Annotated in this window: 18 protein-coding genes; 8 read left to right on the top strand and 10 right to left on the bottom strand. The window is 52.1% G+C overall.

The annotated features are described in order from the left end of the window. Window positions 1-8: 8 nt before the first annotated feature. Window positions 9-632: an outer membrane lipoprotein chaperone LolA gene (gene lolA / locus AACH41_RS05100; protein WP_338657213.1), complete on the bottom strand. Its 624-nt coding sequence runs from the start codon at window positions 630-632 to the stop codon at window positions 9-11. Next, complete coding sequence (locus AACH41_RS05095; RefSeq protein ID WP_338657211.1) at window positions 625-2,940, bottom strand: DNA translocase FtsK 4TM domain-containing protein; 2,316 nt, start codon at window positions 2,938-2,940, stop codon at window positions 625-627. The genes lolA and AACH41_RS05095 overlap by 8 nt, the downstream gene beginning before the upstream one ends. A gap of 109 nt (window positions 2,941-3,049) precedes the next feature. Between AACH41_RS05095 and AACH41_RS05090 the strand changes: the two genes are divergently transcribed. The 3 genes from AACH41_RS05090 to AACH41_RS05080 all read left to right on the top strand — a co-directional run bounded on the left by AACH41_RS05090 (window position 3,050) and on the right by AACH41_RS05080 (window position 5,272). Further along, a complete protein-coding gene (locus AACH41_RS05090; RefSeq protein ID WP_194747090.1) occupies window positions 3,050-3,514 on the top strand; it encodes a Dps family protein in 465 nt (154 codons plus the stop codon). 201 nt (window positions 3,515-3,715) lie between these two features. Then, window positions 3,716-4,666, top strand: coding sequence for a thioredoxin-disulfide reductase (gene trxB, locus AACH41_RS05085; protein ID WP_338657209.1), 951 nt, complete (start codon window positions 3,716-3,718; stop codon window positions 4,664-4,666). 60 nt (window positions 4,667-4,726) lie between these two features. After that, a complete protein-coding gene (locus tag AACH41_RS05080) occupies window positions 4,727-5,272 on the top strand; it encodes a Smr/MutS family protein (RefSeq protein WP_194747092.1) in 546 nt (181 codons plus the stop codon). A 46-nt stretch (window positions 5,273-5,318) separates the two neighbouring features. Here the strand turns inward: AACH41_RS05080 and AACH41_RS05075 are convergent, their stop codons facing one another. After that, window positions 5,319-5,921 (bottom strand): glycine zipper 2TM domain-containing protein, encoded by a 603-nt coding sequence (locus tag AACH41_RS05075; protein WP_338657205.1) that lies wholly within the window; start codon window positions 5,919-5,921, stop codon window positions 5,319-5,321. Window positions 5,922-6,050: 129 nt separating this feature from the next. After that, window positions 6,051-6,716 (bottom strand): Crp/Fnr family transcriptional regulator, encoded by a 666-nt coding sequence (locus AACH41_RS05070; protein ID WP_194747094.1) that lies wholly within the window; start codon window positions 6,714-6,716, stop codon window positions 6,051-6,053. Between the two features lie 362 nt (window positions 6,717-7,078). Here AACH41_RS05070 and AACH41_RS05065 point away from each other — a divergent pair, with 362 nt between their 5' ends. The 3 genes from AACH41_RS05065 to AACH41_RS05055 are packed head-to-tail and all read left to right on the top strand — an operon-like array spanning window position 7,079 to window position 9,122. Beyond that, window positions 7,079-7,396, top strand: coding sequence for a metalloregulator ArsR/SmtB family transcription factor (locus tag AACH41_RS05065; RefSeq protein ID WP_194747095.1), 318 nt, complete (start codon window positions 7,079-7,081; stop codon window positions 7,394-7,396). Between the two features lie 38 nt (window positions 7,397-7,434). Beyond that, window positions 7,435-7,866 (top strand): sulfur transferase domain-containing protein, encoded by a 432-nt coding sequence (locus AACH41_RS05060; RefSeq protein ID WP_338657201.1) that lies wholly within the window; start codon window positions 7,435-7,437, stop codon window positions 7,864-7,866. A 29-nt stretch (window positions 7,867-7,895) separates the two neighbouring features. Beyond that, window positions 7,896-9,122, top strand: a complete 1,227-nt coding sequence (locus AACH41_RS05055; protein WP_338657199.1) for an FAD/NAD(P)-binding oxidoreductase — start codon at window positions 7,896-7,898, stop codon at window positions 9,120-9,122. Window positions 9,123-9,136: 14 nt separating this feature from the next. Here the strand turns inward: AACH41_RS05055 and AACH41_RS05050 are convergent, their stop codons facing one another. Then, window positions 9,137-10,603 (bottom strand): leucyl aminopeptidase family protein, encoded by a 1,467-nt coding sequence (locus tag AACH41_RS05050; protein WP_338657197.1) that lies wholly within the window; start codon window positions 10,601-10,603, stop codon window positions 9,137-9,139. A 285-nt stretch (window positions 10,604-10,888) separates the two neighbouring features. On the opposite strand from AACH41_RS05050, the gene aceE reads away from it, so the two are divergent. Both aceE and aceF read left to right on the top strand, forming a co-directional pair. Further along, window positions 10,889-13,558 (top strand): pyruvate dehydrogenase (acetyl-transferring), homodimeric type, encoded by a 2,670-nt coding sequence (gene aceE, locus AACH41_RS05045; protein ID WP_338657195.1) that lies wholly within the window; start codon window positions 10,889-10,891, stop codon window positions 13,556-13,558. A 27-nt stretch (window positions 13,559-13,585) separates the two neighbouring features. Then, complete coding sequence (aceF, locus tag AACH41_RS05040; RefSeq protein WP_313983974.1) at window positions 13,586-14,929, top strand: dihydrolipoyllysine-residue acetyltransferase; 1,344 nt, start codon at window positions 13,586-13,588, stop codon at window positions 14,927-14,929. 49 nt (window positions 14,930-14,978) lie between these two features. On the opposite strand, the gene AACH41_RS05035 is transcribed toward aceF, so the two are convergent. From AACH41_RS05035 to AACH41_RS05015, 5 genes are all read right to left on the bottom strand, one after another. Continuing rightward, window positions 14,979-15,389 (bottom strand): gamma-glutamylcyclotransferase family protein, encoded by a 411-nt coding sequence (locus AACH41_RS05035; RefSeq protein ID WP_338657189.1) that lies wholly within the window; start codon window positions 15,387-15,389, stop codon window positions 14,979-14,981. A gap of 64 nt (window positions 15,390-15,453) precedes the next feature. Continuing rightward, window positions 15,454-17,574 (bottom strand): TonB-dependent siderophore receptor, encoded by a 2,121-nt coding sequence (locus AACH41_RS05030; RefSeq protein ID WP_338657187.1) that lies wholly within the window; start codon window positions 17,572-17,574, stop codon window positions 15,454-15,456. Between the two features lie 103 nt (window positions 17,575-17,677). Next, a complete protein-coding gene (locus tag AACH41_RS05025; RefSeq protein ID WP_338657185.1) occupies window positions 17,678-18,337 on the bottom strand; it encodes a PepSY-associated TM helix domain-containing protein in 660 nt (219 codons plus the stop codon). A gap of 142 nt (window positions 18,338-18,479) precedes the next feature. Beyond that, window positions 18,480-19,640 (bottom strand): PA0069 family radical SAM protein, encoded by a 1,161-nt coding sequence (locus tag AACH41_RS05020; RefSeq protein ID WP_275356906.1) that lies wholly within the window; start codon window positions 19,638-19,640, stop codon window positions 18,480-18,482. Then, complete coding sequence (locus tag AACH41_RS05015; RefSeq protein ID WP_338657181.1) at window positions 19,613-22,174, bottom strand: glycosyltransferase; 2,562 nt, start codon at window positions 22,172-22,174, stop codon at window positions 19,613-19,615. Before AACH41_RS05015 ends, AACH41_RS05020 begins: the two co-directional genes overlap by 28 nt. Window positions 22,175-22,190 lie beyond the last annotated feature (16 nt).

Raw genomic sequence — 22,190 nt, 5'->3', positions numbered from 1 at the left:
TCTACTGGCTACTCGCCAACGACATCCACCCCTTTGGGCACAGTAAACAGAAACTGGTTGGCGTTGAGGTTGGGGTTCACTTCCACGTTTGAAAACACGATATGCGTGCTTTGACCAAACGCATCCACCAGCCGCATTTCAGCCAGCTTGCCTTGGCTGAAGGAAATAATCACCACCTGAAAACCACTGTCTTTTTGAATTGGCTTGGCCTGTACGCGTTGCAAGCCCTCAAAATCGAGCAAACGCGTGAGACGGAAGCTCTCTTCCACATTAGGACCACCTGCCAGCAAAGCCGCGGGACTGGTGCCTAATACTTTATCTACCGCACGCAGCGTGACTTGCTGCAAGTCGACATCAAACAAAAACACCTGACGGCCATCACTGATGATTTGCTGCTCGTAAGGCTTTTGATAATCCCAGCGGAATTTGTTGGGCCGCTGCAATAGCATGGTGCCGTTGACCTCTTGCAGCTTGCGACCTTTCTGGTCAAATACGGTCTGCTTGAAGTTGGCGCGCATGGCGTGCGTGCTCTGATAGAACTGCTTTAAATCATCGATGCCATCGGCAAATGCTGTTGAAATGAGACATACGCTACATAACGCCAGCAGCACTCGGGTAAATACTTTATTCATGGTCTCCTCCGGCTTTCACTAATACCTCACGGTTGCCATTGCTTTGCATGGCAGAGACCAGTCCGGCACGTTCCATATCTTCGATCAGGCGGGCAGCGCGGTTGTAGCCTATGCGCAATTGACGCTGCACCGATGAGATAGAGGCGCGGCGTGTTTTGAGCACAATCGCCACTGCTTCATCATACAGCGGGTCTTTTTCGCCGCCCGCACTGGCCTCGCCACCACCCAGGCTATCCAGGTCGCCGCCTTCGGTCTCATTGGTGAGAATGCCTTCAATGTAGTTTGGTTCGCCTTGCGCCTTGAGGAAGTTAACCACGTTATGCACTTCGCCATCACTGACGAATGCACCATGAATCCGTTGCGGATAGCCGCTACCGGGCGGCAGATATAGCATATCCCCCTGGCCGAGCAAAGTTTCGGCGCCCATTTGGTCGAGAATGGTACGCGAGTCTATCTTGCTCGAGACCTGGAATGCCACGCGTGTGGGTACGTTGGCTTTAATCAGGCCGGTAATCACATCTACCGAAGGGCGTTGCGTGGCCAACACCAGATGAATACCTGATGCACGGGCTTTTTGCGCCAAGCGTGCAATCAGTTCTTCTACCTTTTTGCCCACCACCATCATCAAGTCAGCCAGCTCATCAATCACAACGACGATCAACGGCATTTCATCGAGTGGCTCCGGCTCGTCCGGTGTCAAACTAAATGGATGCGGGATCGAAGTACCCTGTTTTTTCGCATCGACAATTTTCTGGTTATAGCCAGCCAGGTTACGCACACCCAGCGTAGACATCAGTTTATAGCGACGCTCCATCTCGGCCACACACCAGTTGAGAGCATTGGCGGCCTGGCGCATATCGGTCACCACCGGCGCCAACAAATGCGGAATACCCTCATACACAGACAATTCCAGCATTTTCGGGTCAATCAGGATCATGCGCACGCGGCTGGCTTCCGCTTTGTACAACAAACTCAAAATCAGCGCATTAATCGCCACCGACTTACCAGAACCGGTGGTCCCCGCTACCAGCACATGCGGCATTTTCGCCAGGTCGGCCACAATCGGCTTGCCGGCGATGTCTTTACCCATGGCAATCGCGAGCGGCGAATTTAAATCGGCATAAGCCTGGCTACCCATAATCTCGGTGAGTGAAACGATCTGGCGTTTGGGGTTAGGAATTTCAAGCCCCATATAGCTTTTGCCAGGAATCGTCTCGACCACCCGCACGCTGATCACAGACAAGGCACGCGCCAAATCTTTAGACAGGTTAGTGATCTGGCTGCCTTTGACACCAGGTGCCGGATCCAGCTCATAGCGCGTAATCACCGGACCAGGCTGCGCAGTGACCACCTTAACCTCGATGCCAAAATCCATCAGCTTGCGCTCAATCAGGCGCGAGGTGAAGTCCAGAGTTTCTGCCGATTGCAATTCCACCGACTGGTTAGGCGCATCCAGCAAATGCAACGGTGGCAGGCCTTCCTGCTCTATGGCCTCAAACAACACCGCCTGTTTCTCTTTGGCCACGCGCTCGCTTGGCGCGATGGCAACCTCGGGCACAGTAATCTCCACCGGCTTGCGGTCTTCAATACGCTTGCGTTCCGCCTCGACAAACTCTTCACGCGCCTGCAACACCTGGCGGCCAACTTGACGGTCTTGCCAGTCCTGGTATTTCAATACGCTCCATTGGTAAAACTGAATGACCCACTCACCGAGCCGTTCGCTCATGGTGATCAGCGACCAGCCGGTAAACAGGCTAAAGGCCGTGGCAAATAACACCAGCAACAACATGGTAGATCCGGCAAAACCAAACATATTGCGCAGGAGATGGTCGATGCCGCTACCGATCACCCCACCCTGCTTGAGTGGAAAATCAGCAGGTAAACTCACCAGATGCCCAGACTCCAGGGCTGCAGAGGCAAGCAGCATCAAGGCAAAACCGACGGCATTCAACCACCAATCCTGCTTTTCAGCCGCATTCTGGTGCAACCGCTGATACATGAGCCACACTACAAAAAAAGCCAACACCACAAACCACCAGGAAGAAAATCCAAACAGAGACAGAAAAATATCGGCCATCCAGGCACCTACCGTGCCGCCTGCATTGTGAATGCGGTCACTCTCCCCCACCGCGTGCGTCCAGCCTGGATCTTCATGCGAGTAAGTCAGTAAAATCACCGCCAAAAAAACACCGAGTGCCGCCAGCGCAATCCAGGCAACTTCACGGATAAGCTTGGCGTCGCGCAGCTGTTTTTCCGTCGAGACTTTTTCCAGACGGACATTAGCGGCTTTTTTCTTATTAAAAAACAATATGTTGTCTCTTTCTCTGCAAGAGTGAACTTAAATGATTATAGCAAAATCAAATTGCAGACAGGGGAACGAGGTTCTAAAATACCCTAATCACTCACAAGGAGAGCTCATGGATATCGGAATTAACAATGAAAACCGCCAGGAAATCGCGCAAGGCTTGTCCAAGCTGCTGGCTGACACTTACACGTTATATCTTAAAACGCACTATTTTCATTGGAACGTCACTGGCCCGATGTTCAATACCTTGCATTTGATGTTTGAAACACAATACACCGAGCTCGCATTGGCCGTAGACCTGGTGGCTGAGCGTATCCGTTCACTGGGCGTGTATGCGCCAGGCACTTACGCACAATTTTCCAAGTTGACTTCCATTGAAGAAACCGTGGACGTGCCTAAAGCCAACGACATGATCAGCGAACTGGTGGCTGGTCACGAAGCGGTTTGCCGCACAGCACGTAGCGTGTTCCCGGCAGCCGAGAAAGCCTCTGATGAAGCCACGGCTGACTTGCTGACTCAACGCCTGCAGGTGCATGAAAAGACTGCTTGGATGCTAAGAAGCCTGTTGGAAAAATAATTCCGAGCAGTCTTTCGTTGTAGGCTCACTCGGCTTAGCCGATGTTAAGCAAAGCCGCCTAAGCCACAAAACTGCTTGGATGCTAACAAGCTTGCTGAAAAAATCTTTATATATTGATCACTTGACTGGAAGATGACCATTTAAAAACCCATGGTCATCCCCATCTGAATAAAAATAACCTTCCTGAATGGAATTTTCACCATGGCAACTAAACACGCCCGTTTAATGATTCTTGGCTCCGGCCCTGCCGGGTATACGGCAGCCGTCTATGCAGCTCGCGCCAACCTTAACCCGGTTTTAATCACTGGTCTCGCCCAAGGCGGCCAGCTCATGACCACCACCGAAGTCGATAACTGGCCTGCAGATGCCAACGGCGTCATGGGTCCGGAACTGATGGCGCGCTTTCAGCAACATGCCGAGCGCTTTAACACCGAGATGATTTTTGACCACATTCATACCACCCATCTCACAGAAAAACCGATTCGTTTGGTGGGCGACAGTGGCGAGTACACCTGCGATGCGCTAATTATTGCAACAGGCGCTTCTGCCAAATACCTGGGCCTGCCCAGCGAAGAAGCGTTTGCGGGCAAAGGCGTGTCCGCCTGTGCCACCTGTGACGGTTTCTTCTACCGCAATCAGGAAGTCGCGGTAGTGGGTGGCGGCAACACTGCAGTGGAAGAAACGCTTTATCTGGCAAACATTGCCAGCAAGGTTACCCTGGTTCACCGCCGTGACAAATTCAAGGCCGAAGCCATTTTGGTAGACAAGCTGATGGAGCGTGTGAAAGAAGGCAAAGTGGTGCTGGAAACCTTCCAGACGCTGGACGAAGTGCTCGGTGACAACACGGGCGTGACGGGCATGCGGCTGAAAGACGTCAATTCTGGCACCACCAAGGACATTACCCTCAAAGGCGTGTTTATTGCCATTGGTCACCAGCCGAATACGCAAATCTTTGAAGGGCAGTTAGAGATGGAGGGCGGTTATATCGTCACCCAGGCAGGCCGCCAGGGCAATTTCACGGCCACCAGCATCCCCGGTGTATTTGCTGCGGGCGATGTGCAAGACCATATTTACCGCCAGGCAGTCACCAGTGCCGGGACTGGTTGTATGGCCGCCCTGGATGCTGAGCGCTACCTGACCAGTCTGGAATAAATCCAGCAGCAATCGTGAAGAAGCGCACCCCGGTGCGCTTTTTTATTTTAAAATCGGGTTATGTCACAAGAACACCCGGACAACGATGAAAATGATGTGTCACTGTTTTACGAAGCAGTCAAAGGCGCACGTCCGGTCAAAACCAACCGCGTTTCCCATGCACCAAAAAAACCCAAACCGATTCCGCGCCAACTGATCCGCGATGAAAAACAGGCACTGATCGATTCGCTCAGTGACCACTACATCCCTGCCTACGAACTCGAAAGCGGAGAAGAATTACTGTATTTGCGCGAAGGCCAATCGCCGATGGTGTTAAGCAAACTGCGCCGTGGTCATTGGGTGGTGCAAGCGCATATCGACTTGCATGGCCTGATCAGTGATGAGGCCAGGGTCACCGTCTCCGAATTTATTGCCGGCTGTAAAAAACGTGGGCTGCGTTGTGTGCGCATCGTGCATGGCAAAGGCCTGGGCTCGCGCAATAAAGAGCCTGTGCTTAAACACAAATTACGCAACTGGCTCATGCAAAAAGACGAAGTGATTGCCTATGCCCAGGCTCGGGCCAATGATGGCGGCAGCGGGGCCGTAATCGTCTTGCTCAAAGCATAAACGCGCTGCCATCTCTGGCAACGCGTGATCGGTCTAAATCAAAAAATTACCAATATTGTGGATATGGATGGTGGCGCGGACCATGTCCTCTCATGGCGGCTGGACGGTAGACTGGTGCTGGCATCGGCTGTACCTGTGCGACATTTGGCCTCACCATCACAGCCACTTCCAGCGTTGGGCCGGGATCGCGGTCCATCATGGTAGCGTATTGGCGGCCCTGATATTCATAATTCACCTGATAGCCCGTGGTCACGGTTTGCCACTGGTCCACCATCACACATTGCTGCACGGGGCGGGTGACAACACGTTCATTGCCATAGGGATTCTGGTTGTCCACGCGGTCACCGACAATGGCGCCTACCCCGGCACCAACAGCAGCCGCTGCCACACGGCCACCACCCCGGCCTATGGTGCTGCCCAGCAAACCACCTGCCACGCCACCAATAATGGCGCCGGTGTTAGATCGCGCCGGCGCCTGATAAACACTTTCATTAATGTATTCAGTGCGGCACTCCTGACGTGGTTGATTGACTTGTTGCACTTGGGGTGCCACCGACAGCACCCGCGCCCGGTCTATATACTCGGCATCGGCAAATGCAGCCTGGCTGGCCAGCAACATCCAAGCACTGATTGCGATAGTTTTACGCACGTTGTTTCTCCTCTCAACATTCACACTGCATGTGGCAGTTGAGATTGATAACGTGCAGGCTGTTCAGTGCGATGACGCACAGACAGGACGCCGTGAGCGAAATTTTGTATCAGCGTGGATACAAGCAGGTTATTGATTGCTATTGGCCAGCTTGAGCAACTCGCCGCGTTGCTGGATTTCAATCACGCCGCGTCCCATGGTCAACCAGCCTTTTTGCTCCAGGCGCTTAAGCTGGCGGCTGATGACTTCACGCGCGGTGCCCAATTCGTCAGCGATCTGCTGATGGGTGCGCTGTATGGTGTTATTGCCCATGTCCAACAGCCACTTGGCCAGGCGTGCATCCAGCGTCTGAAAAGCGACTTCATCCAGCAACACAATGAGGTCGCTGATCAGTGCGCCGTAGTTCTGCATGACGTACTGCCTGAACACCGGCGAATCAATCATGAGTTTATGAAAAATGGCTTCCGGGATAATCACATCCTGAATGTCATCTTCAACCACGGTAGAGGCCGGATATTGGCTGTTGCCTAACAGGCAAGTTGTCGTGATCACACAGGTTTCACCGGCACCCACGCGATAAAGCACGATTTCACGCCCGCTGGCTGACATTTTATAAACGCGCGAGCGCCCTTTTAAACGCAGCACATAGCCGCCGCAATGGTCACCTTCGCGATAGCCAATCGCACCAACCGGCGCCTCTACAATGCGCGCATACTGCGAAACCAGTTTTTTTGCAGAGTCTTCCAATGCTTCCAGTTCTGGAAACAGACTGATCCATCCTAATGATTGCATCATCCCAATATCCCCATTCGTTCATTTTTTTGCTTGTCATACCTGCATGACAGCCACTTTTTTATGTACTGCACTTTATCACAGTTTGATTTGCATCCCTGTTTCAGATGGATTTGGCATGTGAACGTGCGATGGCAACTTGGTAGAGGTCGAGGGTCATCGTCATATGATTGACCGCAAGCTTACCCAAAAAATATGCAAATTGGATTAAGTTGATAACGCACCCCGTCAGTCCATCATCCGCAACACACAAAAAGTCATGCCCAGATAAGTGTTAAAGCGTACACAATCTGTGACAACAGGTTTATGATTGAATTTCAACGTACAAAGAAAATAAAAATATAAATGATTATGCAAGGGGTAATATGCAAACTTCAGAAATTGCGGTGGATCTGTTTGATCAGCTAAGGGCCTCGGCCGATCAAGCCAGTCAGTTAATGAAGGCCATGGCCAATACAGACCGTTTGATGCTGTTGTGCCAACTGTCACAAGGCGAAAAATCCGTCAGTGAATTAGAAGCCTGCCTGAATCTCAGGCAGCCCAGCTTGTCACAACAGTTAACCGTGTTGCGCGAAGCGCAGCTGGTGACCACCCGCCGCGAAGGTAAAAACGTGTTTTACCGCATAGGCAGCCCCGCCGCGCTTGCGGTGATCCAAGTGTTACACCACGAGTTTTGCAAATAATCCGGCGGGGACCATGCATCATTGCCGAGGACGTCACGATGAATCTCAAACAAATCGACCAACATTACAGTATCAGCGACCAACTCACGCCTACTGACTTAGATGCGCTGGCTGCGCAAGGCACGACCTTGGTGGTCAACTTCAGGCCTGATGGCGAGGGCGGTGAATCGCAGCCTGTCAGCGAGGCCTTGGCCTCGCAAGCAGCGGCGCTAGGCATAGCCTATGCGTACATCCCGGTAGTCCCCAACCAGATCTCAACCGAGCATGTGGCTCAACTGCAAACCTTGCTGATCAGCCACCCGGGACCCGTCGTCGGCTTTTGCCGTACTGGCAACCGGGCCAATCAAGTCTACCAACTGGCCTTACAGTCGCCCGCTGTGGTTGCCCAAAGCAAACCTGCTTGTTGCGGTGGATCAGCGGAGACCAAAGAGGGTTTACTGGATAAAGTTAAAGGCTGGTTCAAAGAATAAAAATCAATAAGAGAAGACGGTTTCACACCATGCAAAAAAATAACTTTGATATTGTGATTGTCGGTGGTGGCGCGGCGGGTTGCGCTATGGCTGCCAGTCTGAAAAAGCGCGATAACACACTTGCGATTGCCATTATTGAGCCGGCTACGCAGCATTATTACCAGCCTGCCTGGACCTTAGTCGGCACGGGCGAGTTTGACGCAGCGAATACGGTACGCCCCATGGCTGAATGCATCCCGCATGGTGTCACCTGGCTACACGCGGCAGCGACCGGCTTTATGCCTGAAGAAAAACACGTTGTCACTGACCGCCTGGGCAAGATTCAATATCAACAACTGGTGGTTGCCGCAGGCCTTAAACTGCATTGGGAGGGCATTAAAGGTTTGCCAGAAACGCTGGGCAAACATGGTGTGACATCAAACTACCGCTTTGACCTGGCGCCTTACACCTGGCAACTGGTGCAGCAATTACAGTCGGGCAAAGCCCTGTTCACCCAGCCCCCCATGCCAATCAAATGTGCAGGCGCACCGCAAAAAGCGCTCTATCTTTCTTGTGCAGAATGGTTGGCGCAGGGTCGGCTAGGCCAGATCAAGGCCTCGTTTTACAGTGCCGCACCCGCTTTGTTTGGCGTGAAAGAGTATGTGGAGCCGCTGATGCAGTATATCCGTCGCTATCAGGTGGATTTGCATTTGAATAGCACGCTGGTAGAAGTGGACGGCCCCAACAAAACCGCCTGGTTTAATATCAAGGATGCCGACGGCAACGTGCAGCGCATCAGCGAAACGTTTGACATGCTGCATGTGGTGCCGCCACAAACGGCGCCCGACTTCATCAAGCAAAGCCCGTTAGCGAATGCGGATGGCTGGGTGGAAGTCGATCAGCACAGTTTGCAACATGTGCGCTATCCAGATATTTTCGGCGTAGGTGACTGCACCAACACCCCCAATGCCAAAACCGCAGCGGCAGCTCGCAAACAAGTGGTCATTGCCGCAAAAAACCTGTTGGCGGCGCGGGCGGGCCTGGCACTGCCCTCGCGTTATGACGGTTATGGTTCCTGCCCGCTGACGGTTGAAAAAGGCAAAATCATCCTGGCGGAATTTGGCTATGGTGGCAAAATTGTCCCTACCTTCCCTTGGGATTCAACCAAAGCCCGCCGTTCTGCCTGGTGGCTCAAGAAATACCTTTTACCAAAGGTCTATTGGCACCTGATGCTCAAAGGACGCGAATGGCTGGCCAGATGCGGGGCGTGTGGCTAGCACGCACCCCCAAATTAACGTTTAGCTTTGCTGGCGAGAAACTGCTTAAGCCATTGCAAGGTGAGGGCCACACCAAAGCCATTCACCTCACTGGCGACCGCACCCAAACCGTCCTTGTGTGTATAAGACGATAAGTCTATGTGGCACCAATCGACCTCATGCTCGATAAACTTGCCTAAAAACCTTGCAGCAAGCATATGGTCCGCATCACTGTCCATGGTGCACTGCTTGATGTCGGCAATCTCGCTGTCCAACTCGCTGTCGTAATCTTCTGCATATGGAAACGCCACCACTCGCTCGCCACTCTCAGTACCGGCCTCGACCATCTGCTGCGCCAGGCTGGGCTGGTTGGCAATAATGCCGCTCATGCGCGACCCCAGCGCGGTTTGCATGCTGCCGGTGAGTGTGGCGTAATCAAGCATGACATCCGGTTTGCTGCGGCTGGCCAGGGTCAGGGTGTCAGCCAGCACCATACGGCCTTCGGCATCGGTATGCACGATTTCGATGGTCATGCCATTGAGCGCCGTGACCACATCATTTTGCTTGTAAGCGTTGGGGCCAATATGGTTTTGCGCCAGGGCCAGCCAGCAGTCCACATTCACAGCCAACTGTTGTGCGCTAATTGCCTGCAACACGCCAACCGCCACCGCGCTGCCGTTCATGTCCTGATGCATGCCTTGCATATATTTGGCCGATTTCAAATTATGGCCGCCGGTATCAAAGCAAATGCCCTTGCCCACCAGCGCCAGCGTTTTTTTCGCCTGCGGATGGCGATAGCTCAACCTCACAATCGCGGCATCCTGCGGCTCCGAGCCTTGCGCGACGGCCACAAAAGCACCTGCGCCCAACGCCCTTAGCCTATCAATATCAAACGCCTCATATTGCCACCCTTTTTCGCTGGCCATCGATTGCAAGCACTGTTGATACAGCGATGGCGTCAACATATTGGGCGGCGTCATGGTCAAGGCGCGGCACACGGTATTGCCAGCGACCAAGGCGGTGACTTCTTCCGTCCAGTCCAGGGCATCGACACCAAACAGACCGATTTCTCGTAAGGACTGACCCTTGTGCTTTTTCTTGAGTACCGGCAAAGCTTGCGCATTCACCAGCGTGACATACGCCGCCTGCCGGGCCAGCACGGTGGCCTGATTTTTTGCATATACACCAATAGCGATGCGCGCAGGATGCTCCTCCAGCAACGGCTTTACCGCACTGCGTAACAGGCTATTCAACGCAAAACGAGGACTACTGGCCTCGACCTGTACCAGACTCACCAGGCGGCCATCTGGCCATTCAAGCGTGACCGGCTTTTGTGCCAAATCAGCGGCAGTGAGGCCAGCCCGCGCCAGTTTTGCGGCTAATGCTTCGCCAAATGGCAGGGTGGAAAAGTATTTTTCTTCAAATACCAGCAAAATATGCTGCGCAAATGCGGACAACACGGTTGAATTGACTTCAGAATTTTGGGACCACTCGATGCGCATACAGTCAGAAAACACTCTTATATAAAATATTAAATAAACGTAGCAAAAGCCAGTAGACAAGCGTGTCTAGCTGATGCAAAACTTGACCAAAAGCGTCAAAAAAGAGACACTTACAGCTAATTGATAGCTTGCTGAGACTCATCACTTGAGTGCAGCAACGTGATACCATAAAAGTAGTGTCCAATTTCGGAATCCCTTCTTGGTAATCAACACTTTCTCAGCTCTAGGCATTGCTCGAAGCTAGATTATACGCATAGCGACTTAAAACTCGGAGAATCCTCACGCATGGCAACGCATTCGCAAGCACACCTCAATGAAACAGACGCACAAGAAACCCAGGAGTGGTTAGAAGCCCTCAGCGCAGTCATTGAGAATGAAGGGCCAGAACGTGCCCACTTTCTGTTGGAAGCAATGATTGATCAGGCCCGCCGTTCTGGCGGCCATTTGCCTTACAAAGCGACCACCGCTTATGTGAATACCATCCCCACCCACTTGCAGGCTAAACTGCAAGGCGATCCCGAGATGGAGCGCCGTATCCGCGCCCTGATTCGCTGGAATGCGATCATGACCGTGTTGCGTGCCAATGAAAAATCGCCCGGCATTGGCGGTCACATCGCCAGCTTCCAGTCGGCAGCCACTTTATATGATGTGGGCTTTAACCACTTTTTCCGTGCAGCCAACGAGAGCTTTGGCGGCGACTGTGTGTATTTCCAGGGCCACTCCTCGCCAGGTGTGTACGCACGTGCCTTCCTTGAAGGCCGCATCACTGAAGAGCAGATGGATAACTTCCGTCAGGAAACCGGTGGCAATGGCCTGTCCAGCTACCCGCACCCCTGGCTGATGCCTGACTTCTGGCAGTTTCCTACCGTGTCCATGGGTTTAGGCCCATTGGCCGGGATTTACCAGGCACGTTTCCTCAAGTACCTGCATAACCGTGGCATTGCCGATACCTCAGACCGCAAAGTCTGGGTATTCTGTGGCGATGGCGAGATGGATGAGCCAGAATCACAAGGCGCGATCTCGCTGGCGGCGCGTGAAGGTCTGGATAACCTGATTTTTGTCATTAACTGTAACTTGCAGCGCTTGGATGGCCCGGTACGCGGCAACGGCAAGATTATTCAGGAATTGGAATCCAACTTCCGCGGCGCGGGCTGGAACGCGATCAAGGTCATTTGGGGTTCTTACTGGGATCCGCTGCTGGCCATGGATAAAGACGGCCTTCTGCGCAAACGCATGGAAGAGTGCGTGGACGGTGAATACCAGAACTTTAAACAAAAAGGCGGCGCCTATACCCGCGAGCATTTCTTTGGCAAATATCCAGAACTGCGTGAAATGGTGGCTGCGATGTCAGATGCCGACATCTGGCGACTGAACCGTGGTGGTCATGATCCGCACAAAGTATTTGCGGCTTACCAGGCTGCAGTGACTCATAAAGGTCAACCCACCGTTATCCTCGCCAAAACTGTTAAAGGTTATGGCATGGGCGAAGCCGGCGAAGGCCAGAATACCACCCACCAGCAAAAGAGCATGGACATTGCCTCACTGAAGGCGTTCCGTGACCGCTTTGACCTGCCATTGACCGATGAACAGGTAGAAAACCTGTCTTACTACCGTCCGGCGGAAGACAGCCCGGAAATCAAGTACATGATGGAGCGCCGCGCAGCTTTAGGTGGCTTTGTACCTAGCCGCCGCCGTAAAGGTAACGAGCTAACCGTGCCTGAACTGTCCGCGTTTGAAAATATGCTGGGCGCCACCGGTGACCGTGAAATCTCCACCACTATGGCCTTTGTGCGTATCTTATCTACGCTGGTGCGTGACAAACAAGTCGGCAAATATGTGGTGCCTATCGTGCCGGATGAAGCGCGTACGTTTGGCATGGAAGGCATGTTCCGTCAATTAGGCATTTACTCTTCTGTCGGCCAGTTGTATGAGCCACAAGATTCTGACCAAGTGATGTTCTACAAGGAATCACAAAGCGGCCAGATTTTAGAAGAAGGCATTAACGAAGCCGGCTCTTTTGCCAGCTGGCTGGCCGCGGCGACGTCTTACAGCGTCACTGGCACCCAGATGATTCCGTTCTACATCTACTACTCCATGTTTGGCTTCCAGCGTATTGGCGACTTTGCCTGGGCCGCGGGCGACAGCCGTGCCCGTGGTTTCTTGCTGGGCGCGACTGCTGGCCGTACCACCCTCAACGGTGAAGGCTTGCAACATGAAGACGGTCATAGCCACTTGATGTCCGCGACCATTCCTAACTGTATCTCCTACGATCCTACCTTTGCTTACGAGCTGGCTGTGATCATCCAGGAAGGCATGCGCCGCATGGTACAAAATCAGGAAGATGTGTATTACTACATCACCCTGATGAACGAAAACTATAGCCATCCGGCTATGCCGGAAGGCAGTACCGAGGGCATCCTCAAAGGCATGTACAGCTTCAGCAAGTCGAAAGCCAAAGGCCCGAAAGTACAATTGATGGGTTCCGGTGTGATTCTGCGTGAAGTGATTGCTGCCGCCGAGTTGCTGGAACAAGACTGGGGCGTGTCTGCGGATGTTTGGAGTGTGACCAGCTTTACCGAGCTGCGTCGCGACGGTATTGACGCCGAGCGTCACAACCTGCTGCATCCAGAAGCCAAACCTAAACTGAGCTATGTTGAAGCCTCGCTGCAAAAAGCAGAGGGCCCTGTGATTGCCTCTACGGATTACATGCGCAGCTTTGCCGACCAGATTCGTCCATTTGTACCCAACAGATTCGTGACCCTGGGTACAGACGGCTACGGCCGCTCTGACTCCCGTGAAGCCCTGCGCAGCTTCTTTGAAGTTGACCGTTACTATGTGACGCTGGCCGCACTGAAAGCCCTGGCGGACGACGGCAAACTGCCAGCCAGCAAGGCCGCCGAAGCCATTAAAAAATACAATATCGACATTAGTCGTGCCAACCCGGCTACGATCTAAGGTCACGACATAAGGAACATACACAATATGTCTATCAAAGAAGTACTGGTGCCGGATATCGGCAACTTTGACAGCGTCGACGTCATTGAAGTCCTGGTCAGCGTCGGTGACACCGTCGCCAAGGAAGATTCATTAATCACCGTAGAGTCTGACAAAGCCTCTATGGATATCCCCTCTTCGCTGTCTGGCGTGGTCAAGGAAATTCACATCAAAGTGGGCGACAAAACCAAGCAAGGCGCCCTGATTCTGACCCTGGATACCGCTGGCGAAGCGGCACCGGCAGAAAAAGTGGCCCCGCAGCCGACCGCCACACCTGTGGTGGCTACTGTAACGGTGGATGAAGCCAAGGTTGCAATTCCTGAGCCTACCCGCCCGGTGGCTGAAGTTCCCCAAGTCATCCAGCCGCAAGCCACGCCTAACCCGGTGGCTGCCAGCACCGTAGCCAGCAGCGGCAAACTGGCACATGCCAGCCCGTCCGTCCGCAAGTTTGCGCGTGAACTGGGGGTGAGCCTGTCACTGGTGAAAGCCAGCGGCCCTAAAAACCGTATTTTGCAAAGTGATGTACAAGCCTACGTCAAAGGCGAACTGTCTAAACCACGCTCTGAAAGCATGAGTACTAGCGGTGGTTTAAGCACCTTGCCCATGCCGGTCATTGATTTCAGCCAGTTCGGCAATATCGAGACCAAACCACTTTCCCGCATCAAGAAACTGTCTGGTGCCAACTTGCACCGCAACTGGGTCACCGCGCCGCATGTAACACAGTTTGATGAAGCTGACATTACCGACCTCGAAGACTTCCGTAAGTCCATGCTGGCCGAAGCCGAGAAGCGTGGCGTGAAATTGACTTTGCTGGCTTTTCTGATGAAAGCAGTGGTCAACGCCCTGCGTACTTACCCTAACTTTAACGCCTCCTTGTCCCCTGAAGGCGATAGCCTGATCCTCAAGCAGTATTACAACATTGGCTTCGCCTGCGATACACCGGACGGCCTGGTCGTGCCTGTGGTACGTGACGTGAACCAGAAAGACGTGATGGACATTGCACGTGACCTGGCGGACCTGTCTGCCAAGGCCCGTGAGCGCAAGCTGAAAGTTGAGGAAATGCAGGGTGGCTGCTTTACCATCTCTAGCCTCGGTGGCATTGGCGGCACCATGTTTACGCCGATTATCAACTGCCCTGAAGTCGCAATTCTGGGAGTTTCCCGTGCGGCCATGCAGCCGGTGTACAACAAAGACACGGGCGGTTTTGACCCACGCCTGATCATGCCGTTGTCATTGTCATACGATCACCGCGTCATCGACGGCGCGGACGGCGCACGTTTCACCAGCCATCTGCGTGTGATGCTGAGTGATGTAAGACGCTTGTTACTCTGATTTTTAGACGAGTAAATACGCAAAGGGCGCGGAAAGCGCCCTTTGTGTTTTAAGCCATCTGTATCGGGTGCATAAAGTCCCCGGTCACTATCCTCGCCTTATCTGCTACAGGCCATTGGTAGAGATAAATCCATACTGGCTCAAGCAGCTGATCATCTATCGTGATAATCTGTGTTTGAACCCGTTGATATTCCGCGGGTTGTGGATGCCGGGCACTGCATTCTTCATACTCATCCAGCATGGTCAACACACTTTGCGTATCTCGGAGGCGATATACCTCTCCATATACACGATGACAGTGGTCGTTAGAAGCCACAACGCCAGGATAGAAGCTGATCTGATACATCAGCCCCTGAAACCAGCCATAGGCGACAAAATCAGCCTGCTGAGCCAGATACAGCGCCATCGCATTAGTATTGCCCTGACGCAGGGTGCCATAGACAAACAATAAATCATTCATGCTGCGATATTAACTGCGTTTAATGCGCTGATCCATGGTCAGCCTGCATCATGTCTTGCCTAAATTATTTAAATGCGTAATTTGCAGTCAGTAACAACATTTGCGGGTCACCGGTAAAACAAACGGATTGGCTGGAGCAGCCAGCAATGTAGCGTTTATTGGCCAGATTTTTGCCGTTGAGTGCAAAACGCCATGCGTCTCGTGTGTAATAAATGCCCGCATCAAACAAGGTGTAGTCGGGAACATCAAATGTGTTGGTCTCATTGCCCGCTTGTTTACCGATATGACGCACCCCTGCTCCGACGCTTAAGCCAGGCAGAATTGCACTCAGATTGTAATTAAGCCAGGCATTCGCCATATGATTTGCGACCAGAATGGGCCGCTTGCCCAGATTGGTCGAGTTGCTTTTGGTCACTTCCGCATCAATGTAGGTATAGCTGGCGACCAGGTTGAGATCATCAGTCACTTGTCCCGTCGCCTCCCACTCAAAACCGCGGTGGCGCTGTTCGCCTGTTTGCACACTAAAGCTGGCGCCATTAACCGGATCATTGGTGGTCACATTCTGCCGCTTTAACTCATACACAGAGAAGGTTGTGGAAAAGCGCTGATCAGGAGAGGCGTACTTAAGACCGGCTTCTTTTTGCTGTCCGGTTTCTGGCACAAAAGGTGTTCCCGCAAAGGTACTCCCAACCAAAGGCACAAACGATTCACTGTAACTGACATAAGGCGACCAGCCATTTTCAAACGCATATAGCAGGCCCAGCTTGCCAGTGGTTTTGTGTGCATTGCTTTGGCTATTGTTGCCTGTAATCCGGTTCTGATTAATTTCAGAGCGGTCATGACGCAAGCCCAGTTGCAGATTCCAGCCCTCTCCAAATTTAACCAGATCTTGCCAATAAACTCCTTGTTGCAATAACTCGTCACTACCTGTGCTATTCCCGGTCACAGTCACATTGCCCAAACTGACATTACTGTAATTGGGATTGAACAGATTTAAAGCCGAGACGCTTCGAGTCGCATAAAAGCGGTTTAAATAATAACGGATGTGGTCTAACCCAAAAAGCATTTGATGACTAAAAGCTGCAGTCGTGAAGTTGGCAGACAATTGATGATCCAAGGTCCACATTTGGGCAGACAAATCACGAATAGACGCACTACGATTATAGTTGAGCTGATTGGCTGAAAGCGTCCGTGGTTCGGTAAAGGTGCCGTTCAAATTGAGGGTGTTATAGCGTACGTTTTGCCTAAAACTCAAATGCGCATTAAAAGCATGCGAGAACTCATAACCGAGCAAAGTTTGTTCTGTATCGTAATGGTCCAGGCCGGGCACACCGACAAAACGTTTGAAGGAAATATCGCCATTTATGTTAGGCAAGATGGTGCCATCGGCAGGTAATCCGCGTATCGGCACATAACTGCTCTTTTGATAGCTGGTCAATACCGTCAAACTGGTATTGTCACTGATATCCCAAGTCAGTGAAGGGGCCACATACTGGCGCTTTCTATCGACAAAATCGACCTGGTCATCACTGCTGGCAGTCAAGGCCACCAAGCGGTAACGCAGGGTTTTATCCTGATTCAGCGCATCAGAAATGTCTGCCGTGTATTGCTGTTGCTGATAATTGCCAAAAGCCATGCCAAAACGGGCCATAGGGGTGTCGGTTGGACGCTTGCTGACTAAATTGACAAAGCCGCCCGGACCGGTCTGGCCATAAAGCACAGAAGAAGGCCCTTTAAGCACTTCTACCCGCTCCAGACCGAAAGGCTCAGCTTGTATCCAGGAGAGGTCATACGCCATCCGCATCCCATCTCTGAGCACATAATCACTTTGCACAAAGCCACGAATCGAAAAGTCATCCAGCCCGCGCCGGCCTCGTTGCCCGGCATCCACCCCAGCCACAAAACGTAGCGATTCCGCCAGCGTTTGCACCGCTTGATCGCGCATTTGCTCACTGCTGACCACCGAGATGGATTGGCTGGTTTCGTTAATTGGCAGATCAGTTTTTGTTGCGGTACGTGCCTGACTGGCCCGATATTTTTTAATCGGGGCAGTGGTTGACTCTGCGATTTTGTTTGTTTTGACGGCCACTTCTGGCAAGGTTTGATGGTCGGGCTGCAACGCTTCTGCACTTGCCATGGATGTAGACAAGGTGGCTGCGACCAGGGCCGCGGTCTGGAACTTCATGGATCACTCTCTATATTAAATAATAATCATTATCATTCAATATATTAACATAAATCCAACTAACCACAGCGTAAGCGCTACTTAAATACTTTCCAAGCAATGGTTACAACATCGCCAGTGTCAACCACACGCCCATTATCAAAGAGCTCCCCATCAATCCCGCCAATATCAATCTTGACTGACGCATTTTGGTCCAGAGCAATACACCCGTGATAGACAACACAATCAGCCCACCCGCCAACGTATCAGCCATAAGTACCCAACCCACACTTGCGCCCGTCCCTTTGTGCAGGTTGGTCAAAAATCCCCAGGCATTTACCTCTTCCTTGCGTACCAGCGCATATTCATTACCCACCACGTACTCTGCGGTAAGTTTTAGTTGCGGCATACGGAATTCGACTTCCCATTTTTCTGGCTGCGCTAAGGTTTTACCCATAAACCGTGCGGAAGATTTGTTCTTGAATGCAGGCTTGGCCTTCTTTTGAAAAGGCGCATGGTCAATCTCAAATGTCTGTTGCAGGTATCGAACAAAGTCCTGCTTTGTCGCGGTATAAGCAGCGGGGACTGTCAGCTGAATTTCTTTTTGCTCGATTTGAACTGCAGGGATTTTAAGGGTATTGCGGTGATCCAGCAGAATACCGGTGACGCCAAACAGCAACCCCAGTAATGCTCCCCATAAACCTAACCATCCATGCACCTGTCGTAACCAGCGAATGGTTTTTGCACGTCGGACATTGGCTGAGAGTTGGCGTGGATGTTGCACTAAGCGCTTTCTGAGAATGATGTGAAAATCTCAACCAGCGACAATCGTGTCTTTCGATAAAACATTTCGGGTTGCTATTAATTGAGAATAAGACGCAATTATATCTCAATCAACGCATACCGACGATAGTGCTCAATATTTTTTAGAACAATGAGAATTGCTGTTGAAGCTTAGTAGCACGCCCCCAGCTAGGATCTGCAGAGAACAAATCCGTGCGCAAATCAAGCCGTTCACCTGACATGCCCAATTTCTGGCAACTGAGTTTAAAACGATGCGCCAGCAGGTCGGCAAATATGCCCTCACCACGCATGCGCTGACCAAAACCACTTTGATAGGCTTTACCGCCGCGGCTTTGCTTGATTAAGCTCATGACATGGTCGGCCTTGAGTGGAAAATACTGTTGCAACCACGCCTGGAATAAATCACTTAATTCATGCGGCAAGCGCAAAAACACATAGCCCGCCTTGCGCGCGCCTGCCTGATACGCCTGTTCAAGAATCTTTTCCATATCACAGTCTGTTAAGGCCGGAATCACCGGCGCCACCATCACGCCGGTTGGAATGCCCGCCGCACTCAGTTTACGCAGTGTTTCAAAACGACGCTCAGGCGCGGCTGCCCGCGGTTCAAGCCGTCTGGCAATCTGACGATCTAACGTGGTAATACTCAGATAAATACTGGCCAACCCCTTGGCCGCCATAGGCGCAATCAGGTCAATATCACGCTCAACCAGTGAGGACTTGGTGACCAGGCTAAAGGGATGATTGGCGTCGCTCAGCACCTGAATCACCTGGCGCGTCAGTTGATATTCACGCTCTATGGGTTGGTAGCTGTCCGTATTCATACCGATGGCAATCGGCGCACAGCGGTATTTGGGGTGTGCCAATTCCTTTTTCAGGAGCTCGGCAGCCTCCGCCTTCATGAGCAAGCGTGACTCAAAATCGAGGCCGGGAGAAAGCCCCAGATAGGCATGCGTGGGTCTGGCATAGCAATAAATACAGCCATGCTCACAGCCACGGTAATGATTCAGGGTACGATCAAACGGCAGGTCTGGAGATTGAATGTAATTGATGACGCTTTTAGCCGCATCCAGCATGACTTCTGTGCGTAGGGCCGGCGCCTCTTCATCCAGACTGCCCCAGCCGTCATCAATGATTTCGCGGCGATGTGGATCAAAGCGGCTGACCTGATTGCTGCTGGCCGCACGTCCTTTGTATATAAGTGGCTTTTCCACCCGCTCGGGTGGAAAAGCATCAAGATGATCTTGCGCTAATTGGTCTACTTGCGTTCCGATATCCACTGGCATGCCAATGCACTCCAGTACGGCAGGGATTGCAGCGCGAGCATGGAAACCCACAATTGCGCATCCAGGTTGCTAAAACCGCGCGAATACAGCATGGCTGCTGCGCTGAGCAACAGAGAGATCAGAATCGTCAACTCCTCCTTGATTGGCGCGATCAGCTGCCAATTACTAAGTTTGGCTTTGGTTTTATTCGTCACGACAAAGACGCCTGCCTTGTGTGTCAGGCCACTGATGATACCCCGAGCAATGGCATGTGATAAACCCAAGCTGGCCAGTGAAGCGCCAAAGATATCCATCCAGCTGCAATGCATGGTTTTGCGGTACAAGACTGGTCCCAGAATGGCCTTGATCGCCAGGAAACACAGTATGGGAACAATCATGACCACCACTGGCAAACTGAAGTATTTAGGGAATGCCAACATGGCAATCGTCCAGCCGATAGAACCGATGGTGAAGATCAGTTGCAAGGCCTCCCCAAACCAGCCAAACCAGCCAGTCAAAAAGTGGTAGCGCTGACTAAAGTTGAGTGATGATTTACCCAACAACTTTGGCATGTGATGTTTAAGTATTTGCATCGCCCCAAATGCCCAGCGATTACGTTGTGATTTCAAGGCTTTGAAGTTGGCCGGTGTTAAGCCACGCCCAAAGGTTTCATCAATATAACGCAACTCCATGTTTCTCTCGAGCAATCGCAACCCAAGTTCGGTATCCTCACAAATACACCACTCAGACCAGCCGCCCAGCGTTTGCAACGACTCACGGCGGATCAGTGTCATGGTGCCATGCTGGATCAGCGCATTACGCTCATGGCGGTGATGCATGCCAATGCGGAAGAAACCTTCAAACTCCCAGTTACACATGCGGTGGAAGAAATGATTTTCCCATTCACGGTGGGCTTGTGGTGCTTGTACGACCGCCACTTGCGATTCCTGAAAATGAGGGACGAGGTCGGATAACCAGTCTGGTGTCACCACATAGTCAGCATCGACTACCCCCACCACTTGCGCATTCGGGTGGGTTTTATCCAGTGCAAAATTCAGCGCGCCCGCTTTAAAGCCTGGCCAGGAAGGCAAGTGATAAAAATGGAAGTTATCTGGCATATTCGCCATATAAGCCTCAAGCGGCTTCCATTTCGCCTCATCCTTGGTGTTGTTATCCACCACAATCACTTCATAACGCGTGTAGTTCAGATTACGCAGGCTATCAATCGTGGCAATGACCATTTCTGGCGGCTCATTGTAACAGGCCAGGTGGATAGAGACAAATAACTCCTGATCGGCAGGTAATGGCTGGGCGCGTTTAAAGAACCGCCGCCAGTAAGGTTTAAACATGACCTCACTAAACTCGGCGGCGTAGATCATCAACACCATCGAGGTCAGTGCAATACCCAATATCAGCCCGATCAGAACCACAAAATCGCGCAAGGTGTAGTAGTAGTCACCTGGCAGATTCCAGGCAATGGTCAAGGTCGTGATACAGGCCTGAAACAACACCGCCATCGACAATACGCCCCCTATGCCCCAGTGTTTAAAGCGCCAGGCAATAAACATCATCGGGATAAATGCCAACACCGTAGACCAAGTGGCTTTGGCAATCCAGCGCGTATTCGGTGGCACCGCGTCTTGCAGGGAGTATTTCTGGTGGCGATCAGCGTTATACATGCCCCAATAGGCACCCGCCCAGCCTTCCAGCGCAACTTTCCAGGGCTGGTCAAACGCTTCCATCAGGTAAAAATCCAGATCCTCAATGGAGTTACGGGCCAGGAACTCGCGGATAAAACGCGCCTGGTTGACTTCGCTGGCGACAGAAGCACCAATCGCTGGACCACGACTGGGCCAGCCTACCTCGGTGATCACGATTTTTTTACGGGGATAAGCTTCCATGAGCTGGTTATAGCGTTCAATGGTGTATTGCACGGCTTTTTCAACCGGCACGCCTTCATGGTAAGGCAGCAGGTGTACCGCAATATAATCCACATGCTTCACCAACTCCGGGTGTTTGAGCCAGACATGCCAAGGCTCGGCGGTAGACACCGGCACATTGCTATGTTCGCGGACAAAATCCAGGTATTCAATCAAGGACGGAACCGGCAAATCGTTACGCAACAGCGATTCGTTGCCAACAATCACACGGTCAATATTGCTGTAGTTTTCCAGCTTTTCGAGCAAGGCAGACACTTCCCGCGTATTTTTCTGCTTGTCTGCATCTATCCAGGCCCCCGCAATCACATTCATATTGCGCTTGGCGGCCAGCGGGATCACCTCGTTCAAATCCAGTGATGAATACATACGAATGTGGCGCGTATGTTTATGCATGAGGTCGAGATCTTGCGCCAGTTCGGCGGTGTTCGGATGCTGCCCTTCGAGCGGGCTTTGGTTGGCCCGGTAGCCGGTGTAGGCAAATCCATTGACTTCCGGCTTGACACTGATCAGTGGCAGCGCCCGGTTGGCCAGCGTCCAGAGGCCAAAATGCAACGCTGAAAAGACTATCGCAAACGCCAGACTTGGCAGCAATTTTTTAAACCATGAAACGATCACTTCTCATACTTCCCGT

It is taken from the genome of Methylophilus sp. DW102 (assembly GCF_037076555.1).
Taxonomy (GTDB): domain Bacteria; phylum Pseudomonadota; class Gammaproteobacteria; order Burkholderiales; family Methylophilaceae; genus Methylophilus; species Methylophilus glucosoxydans.
The sequence above is the reverse complement of the archived record's forward strand: the minus strand, read 5'-3'. Positions and strand labels throughout refer to the sequence as shown.